We start from the raw sequence: 5,798 nt of genomic DNA, 5'->3' as shown, positions 1-5,798 counted from the left end.
GCGGTGTGATGTCCGCCGTCGGCCCGGATCCGGTACCGGAACGTGAGCCGGGCTACCGGGTCTGGGCGACCCAGCTCGCGTGCATCTGGGCGTAGATGCCGTTCGCGGCGGCCAGCTCGGCGTGCGGGCCGACCTCGGCGACGTGACCCTGGTCCACCACGACCACGAGGTCGGAGGCCTCGGCCGTGGAGAGCCGGTGCGCGATGGTGATCGTGGAGCGGCCGGCGGTCAGGGAGTCCAGGGCGCGGGCGATCCGGACCTCGGTGGCGGGGTCCACGGCGGACGTCGCCTCGTCGAGCACCAGCAGGTCGGGCTGCGCGAGGAAGGCGCGGGCGATCGCGACGAGCTGCCGCTCCCCCGCCGACAGCGCCTCGCCGCGCTGCCCCACGGCGGTGTCCAGCCCGTCGGGCAGGTCGGCCACCCAGTCGGCCAGCCCGAGCTCGGCGAAGGCCCGCTCGACCGCGGCGCGGTGCCCGCCGGACGGCTGTCCGTCCTCGGCGGCCTCCAGCGGGGTGCGCAGGCCGTAGGCCGCGTTGTCCAGCACCGTGCCGTCGAACAGGAAGCCCTCCTGCGGCACCAGCACCACGCGCTCGCGCAGCGAGGCGAACGACAGGTCCCGCAGGTCGGTGCCGTCCAGCTCCACGGCGCCCGCCGTCGGGTCCATGAGCCGGGTGACGAGCTTGGCGATGGTCGTCTTGCCGGAGCCGGTCTGCCCGACGACGGCCACCTTGGTGCGCGCCGGCAGGTCCAGCGTCACGCCGTGCAGCACCTCGGGACCGCTGGGGTAGGCGAACCGGACGTCGCGCAGCGTCACGTGCGCCGGGCCGCGCTCCTGGGTCGCCGCGCCGGGCTTCTCGGCCACCTGGATCGGCGTCTCGATGACGGCGATGACGCGCCGCCAGCCGGCCACGGCGTTCTGCAGCTCGTTGAGGATCTCGGTAGCCATCTGCACCGGGCCCGTGAAGAGCTGCACCAGGAACAGGAAGGCCACGAGCTCGCCCGCGCTCAGCCCACCGCCCACGCCGAGGAACGTGCCCACGACCACGACGATCGCCAGCACCAGGTTGGAGATGAGCACGCCCGACGAGAACGTAGCCGCGACCAGGATCTGGGACCGGGCCTGCGCGGTGCGGGTCGCCTCGACGGAGGCGCCGATGCGCCGCCCCGTGCGCTCGGCCACGCCGTAGGCCCGCACGGTCTCGGCGCCGACGACGGACTCGGAGATCGCGCCGAGCATCGCCCCGACGCGCTCGCGCACCAGCGTGTACGCGCGGTTGACGTACTTCTGGCCGAACCGGATCACCAGGAACATCGGGATGAACGCGATCCAGACCACGGCCGTCAGGATCGGCGAGTAGACGAGCATGAGGCCCGTCGCCACGAGCACCTGCAGCACGCTGACGAGCAGCATGATGCCGCCCCACTGCACGAACAGGGAGACCGTGTCGACGTCGTTGGTCACGCGCGAGACCAGGGCGCCGCGGCGCTCGGTGTTCTGCGTGAGCGTCGAGAGGTCGTGCACGTGCCGGAACGCCTTGACGCGCAGCGTCGCCAGGCCCGCCTCGGCCGAGCGGAACAGGCGCACGTTCACGAGCGCGGCGCACAGCGCGGCCAGCACCAGCGCCCCCGCCGCGAGGGAGGCGAGGAGCGCCACCTGGCCGACGTCGGGCCCGCCGTCGGCGAGCACGCCCACGTCGATCGTCTGCTGCACCGCGAGCGGCACCACGACTCGCCCGGCGGCCGCGAGCGACGCGAACAGCAGGGTGACCCAGATGCCCTTGGTGATCTCCGGGCTGATCTCGATGCCGCGGCGCAGGGTCGCGAGGACGCCCAGGCCGCTGGCCGACTCGATGCGCGCGCCGTCGGCGTCGAGCAGGTCCTCGGGCACGTCGGCCACGTCGGGCTCGTCCGTCACCGCGGTCATCGGGACACCTCTTCCAGCTCGTCGTCCAGTGTTCCGGCGGCGGCCTCGTCGGCCCGTTCCTGCTCGCGGCGCTCGGTCTCGGCCTCGTACGCCGTGGCGAGCTCGCGGTAGCCGGGGTCGCGCGCCATCAGCTCGTCGTGCGTGCCGACGTCGACCACGCGGCCGCCGTCGACGTGGACCACGCGGTCCGCGAGCGCCACCGACGACATGCGGTAGGCGACCATGATCACGGTGGTTCCGGGGGCGGCGTCGGCCGGGGCCGCGCCCTCGGTCGGGGTCTCGTTTCCGGTCCCGGCGGCCAGGCCGCGCAGGATCTCCTGCTCGACGCGCGGGTCGACGGCGCTGGTCGCGTCGTCGAGCACGAGCAGGCGCGGGGCCCGCACGAGGGCGCGGGCGATGGCGAGGCGCTGCCGCTGCCCGCCGGAGAGGTTGGCGCCGCGCTCGCCGAGGGGTGCGTCGAGGCCGCCGGCCATCTCGCGCACGGTCTCGTCGAGACGCGCGAGCTTCAGGGCGTCCCACACCTCGTCGTCGGACGGCGTGCCAGGCGTGCCCGGGTCGGCGAGCGTGACGTTGCCGCGCACGGTGTCCTCGAAGATGAACGTGGTCTGCGTGACGAGCGCGACCTGGGCCGGGATCTCGCCGTCGGCCAGCGTGCGGGCGTCGACGCCGTCGAGCAGCACCTGCCCGCGCGTGGGGTCGGAGAGGCGGGCCAGGAGGCTGACCAGGGTGGTCTTGCCGGCGCCGGTGGTGCCGACGACGGCGACCGTGGCGCCCGGCTCGACCGCGACGTCCACGCCGTCGAGCAACGTGATCGAGCGGCCGCGGGCCCCGCTGATCGCGGGGACGTCGACGCCGACGTCGGCCAGGCGCACGGACATGCCGCCGCGGCCGGCGTCCTGCGGCAGGCGGGCGTCACCGTGCTCGAGGGCGCCGGTCGCGTCGGCGACCTGCGCGATGCGCTCGTAGCCGACCAGGGCGCGCGGCAGCTCGCCGAGCACCCAGCCGAACGCCTGCACGGGCACGGTCATCATCGTGAGCAGGTAGGCGGCGGTGACGAGGTCGCCCGGTTCGACGGCGCCCGCGGCGATGCGCCAGGTGCCGACGGCGAGCACCAGCAGGGTGCCGATCGACGGCAGGGTCTGGATCACGGGGTCGAACAGCGAGCGGACGATGCCGACCCGGACGTTCGCCGCGCGCAGCTCCTGGGTGCGGGCGCCGAACCGGCTCTCCTCGCGGTCCTCGGTGCCGAGCGCCTTGACCAGCAGCGCCGCCTCGAAGCTCTCGTGGGCGACGTCGGCCACGTCGCCGCGCAGGCGCTGCGCCCGGGTCACGGCCGGGGACATGTGCCGCTGGTAGACGGCGTTCACGGCGATCGTGACGGGGATGATCGCGAGGGCAGCGAGCGCCAGCCAGGGGTCGATCGCGACCAGCAGCCCCACGGAGACGCCGATCATGACCACGACGCCGAGCGCGAACGGCAGCGGGTTGAAGACGCCGGTGGCGGCCTCGGTGTCGGAGGTCGCGTGGTTCAGGAGCTGGCCGGCGGGGTGCGAGCGGTGCCAGGAGACGGGCAGCCGCAGGTACTGCCGGGTCAGCGTGGTGCGGTGGTCGGCCTGGATGCCGACGAAGCCGTACCCGGCCCAGATGCGGCGGCCGGCGACGGACAGGGCGAGCGAGAGGGCGACGGCCCCGAGGACGAGGCCGGCGAGCCACACCCGGTCCTGGGCGGCGGCGTCGCCCCCGATGGCCGGGACGACGACGGAGTCGGTGGCCCAGCCGACCGCGCGGCTGACGGCGACGGTGAGGGCGCCGAAGAGGCCGGAGGCACCCACGGCCAGCAGGTAGATGCCGGGGTGGGCGCGCATGCCGCGCCACATGACCGAGATCGAGCGGCGCACACGAGAGCCCTGAAGGGCCATCGGGGTGGGTCGCGGGGCTTCTGGGGGCACGGCAAGACCTCGCTTCCTAGGGGGACCCCACAATTTTCTCATGGCGCGGGAATCGATTCGACGGATTTACGCCGAGGGCGTCACCCCTCGGCGTCACCGACGCTATGACCTCAACTCAGGTCGAGGTCAAGGAAGTCCCGGGAAGCGCGGCGCCTCAGCGGACGTCGAGCCCGGCGGCGCGCATCGCGTCCTTGACCTGGCCCACCGTGAGCTTGCCGAAGTGGAAGACCGACGCGGCCAGGACGGCGTCCGCCCCCGCCCGGGCGGCCTCGACGAAGTGCTCGGGGGTGCCCGCGCCGCCCGACGCGACCAGGGGCACGTGCACGCGCTCGCGCACGGCGTGCAGCATCTCCAGGTCGAACCCGGCGGTGGTGCCGTCGGCGTCCATCGAGTTCAGCAGGATCTCGCCCGCGCCGAGCCGGGCGGCCGTCTCGGCCCACTCGACGGCGTCGATCCCGGTGCCGCGGCGGCCGCCGTGCGTGGTGACCTCGTAGCCCGAGGGGGTGGTGACGTCGCCGGTCACACGGCGCGCGTCGACGCTCAGGGTCAGCACCTGGGAGCCGAAGCGCTGCGCGATCTCGGCGATCAGCTCCGGGCGCGCGATGGCGGCCGTGTTCACGCCCACCTTGTCGGCGCCCGCGCGCAGCAGCCGGTCGACGTCGTCCGTGGAGCGGACGCCGCCGCCCACCGTGAGCGGCACGAAGACCTGCTCGGCGGTGCGGCGCACGACGTCGACCATGGTCTGCCGGTCGCCCGACGAGGCGGACACGTCCAGGAACGTGAGCTCGTCGGCGCCCTCGGCGTCGTACCGGCCGGCGAGCTCGACCGGGTCGCCGGCGTCCCGCAGGTCGGCGAAGTTGACGCCCTTGACCACTCGGCCCGCGTCGACGTCCAGGCACGGGATCACACGGATCGCGACGGACATCAGCCCTCCTTCTTCTTCGGTGCTTCCTCGTCCTCGGCGACGGCCTTGTGCGCGTCGAGGATGTCGACGACGTACACCACCGTCTCGCCGGCGAGGCTGCTGCTGGTGTTGGCGTACCCGCTCCCCGGCGGGACGACGAGCATCACCTGGGACCCGACCGTCTGCTCCAGGAGCCCCTGGTCCCAGCCGTCCACGAGCCGGCCGATGCCGATCTCGGCGGACTGGGGCGGAGTGTCCTCGGTCCAGGTGGTGTCGACCACCTCGCCGTCGCTCCAGCGGACGGCGGTGAACTCCACGGTGAGGATCTGGCCGGCCCGTACCTGCGGCCCGGTGCCGCGCAGCAGCGGGTGCACCACAAGGTCGGTCGGCGGCTCGACGCCGCGCGGGATGCGCACGGTCGGGGCACCCAGGTCGTCCAGGCGCACCTGCGGCAGCTCCTTGCCCGGCGGCACGCCCTCGGTGCCGGACGCCCGGGCGGGCAGGACGTCGACCACCAGCAGCACCGGGACGCCGTCCTGCTCCTCCATGAGCGCGAGGCGGGTGCCGACGCGGCGACCCTCGAGTGCCGCGAACAGGTGGTTGCCGAGCGACTTCTCGGTCATCGTGTACGCGGCAGGCGCGGTGCGGAACGTGTTCTGCAGCTCGGTGCCGTCGCGGCCGTCCTGCGCGTACAGGTTCAGGAGCACCGGGTCGTCCCGCTCCAGCACGTCGCCGGTGCCGGGCCAGACCATGCGCGAGCCGGACTCCACCACCTCGAACGGCTTCTCGTACTCGAGCGTCGGCGGAGCGTCGCTCCCGCCCGTGACCTGCAGCGGCGCCTGCGACGCCGAGGACGTCGGGGCCGGGCCCACGTCGACCGGCAGCGAGGCCGGCGTGCACGCCGTGGTCGCGGCCACCGCGGCTGCCGCCAGACCGCCGACGAGGACGCGTACCCAGGAACTCACCCGCAGAGTCTCCCATGCCGCGCCGGCGGTCCCGGAACGGACGGTGCCCCGGGAAC

The 5,798-nt window shown here is 74.0% G+C and carries 4 protein-coding genes; all 4 read right to left on the bottom strand.

Annotation, left to right across the window (positions count from 1 at the left end):
- Positions 1-52: 52 nt before the first annotated feature.
- The 4 genes from ACFU5G_RS28670 to ACFU5G_RS28655 all read right to left on the bottom strand — a co-directional run bounded on the left by ACFU5G_RS28670 (position 53) and on the right by ACFU5G_RS28655 (position 5,742).
- Positions 53-1,924 carry an ABC transporter ATP-binding protein gene (locus tag ACFU5G_RS28670; RefSeq protein WP_377252319.1) on the bottom strand — a complete coding sequence of 624 codons (1,872 nt, stop codon included), beginning with the start codon at positions 1,922-1,924 and terminating at the stop codon, positions 53-55.
- On the bottom strand, positions 1,921-3,801 hold the full coding sequence (locus ACFU5G_RS28665; RefSeq protein ID WP_377252321.1) for an ABC transporter ATP-binding protein: 1,881 nt from the start codon (positions 3,799-3,801) through the stop codon (positions 1,921-1,923). The genes ACFU5G_RS28670 and ACFU5G_RS28665 overlap by 4 nt, the downstream gene beginning before the upstream one ends.
- Before the next feature lie 226 nt (positions 3,802-4,027).
- Positions 4,028-4,798, bottom strand: coding sequence for an imidazole glycerol phosphate synthase subunit HisF (gene hisF / locus ACFU5G_RS28660; protein ID WP_036963036.1), 771 nt, complete (start codon positions 4,796-4,798; stop codon positions 4,028-4,030).
- Entirely contained in the window at positions 4,798-5,742 is a 945-nt protein-coding gene (locus tag ACFU5G_RS28655) for an FKBP-type peptidyl-prolyl cis-trans isomerase (protein WP_377252317.1), read from the bottom strand. Before ACFU5G_RS28655 ends, hisF begins: the two co-directional genes overlap by 1 nt.
- Positions 5,743-5,798 lie beyond the last annotated feature (56 nt).

It is taken from the genome of Promicromonospora sp. NPDC057488, from assembly GCF_042802395.1.
Classification (GTDB): domain Bacteria; phylum Actinomycetota; class Actinomycetes; order Actinomycetales; family Cellulomonadaceae; genus Promicromonospora.
This window is presented reverse-complemented; position numbering and strand designations above follow the sequence as displayed.

What these genes read in the sequence shown, in the direction of transcription:
- ACFU5G_RS28670 (WP_377252319.1), bottom strand. Translation starts at nt 1,924, where the DNA reads ATGACCGCGGTGACGGACGAGCCCGACGTGGCCGACGTGCCCGAGGAC.
- ACFU5G_RS28665 (WP_377252321.1), bottom strand. Translation starts at nt 3,801, where the DNA reads ATGTGGCGCGGCATGCGCGCCCACCCCGGCATCTACCTGCTGGCCGTG.
- hisF (WP_036963036.1), bottom strand. Translation starts at nt 4,798, where the DNA reads ATGTCCGTCGCGATCCGTGTGATCCCGTGCCTGGACGTCGACGCGGGC.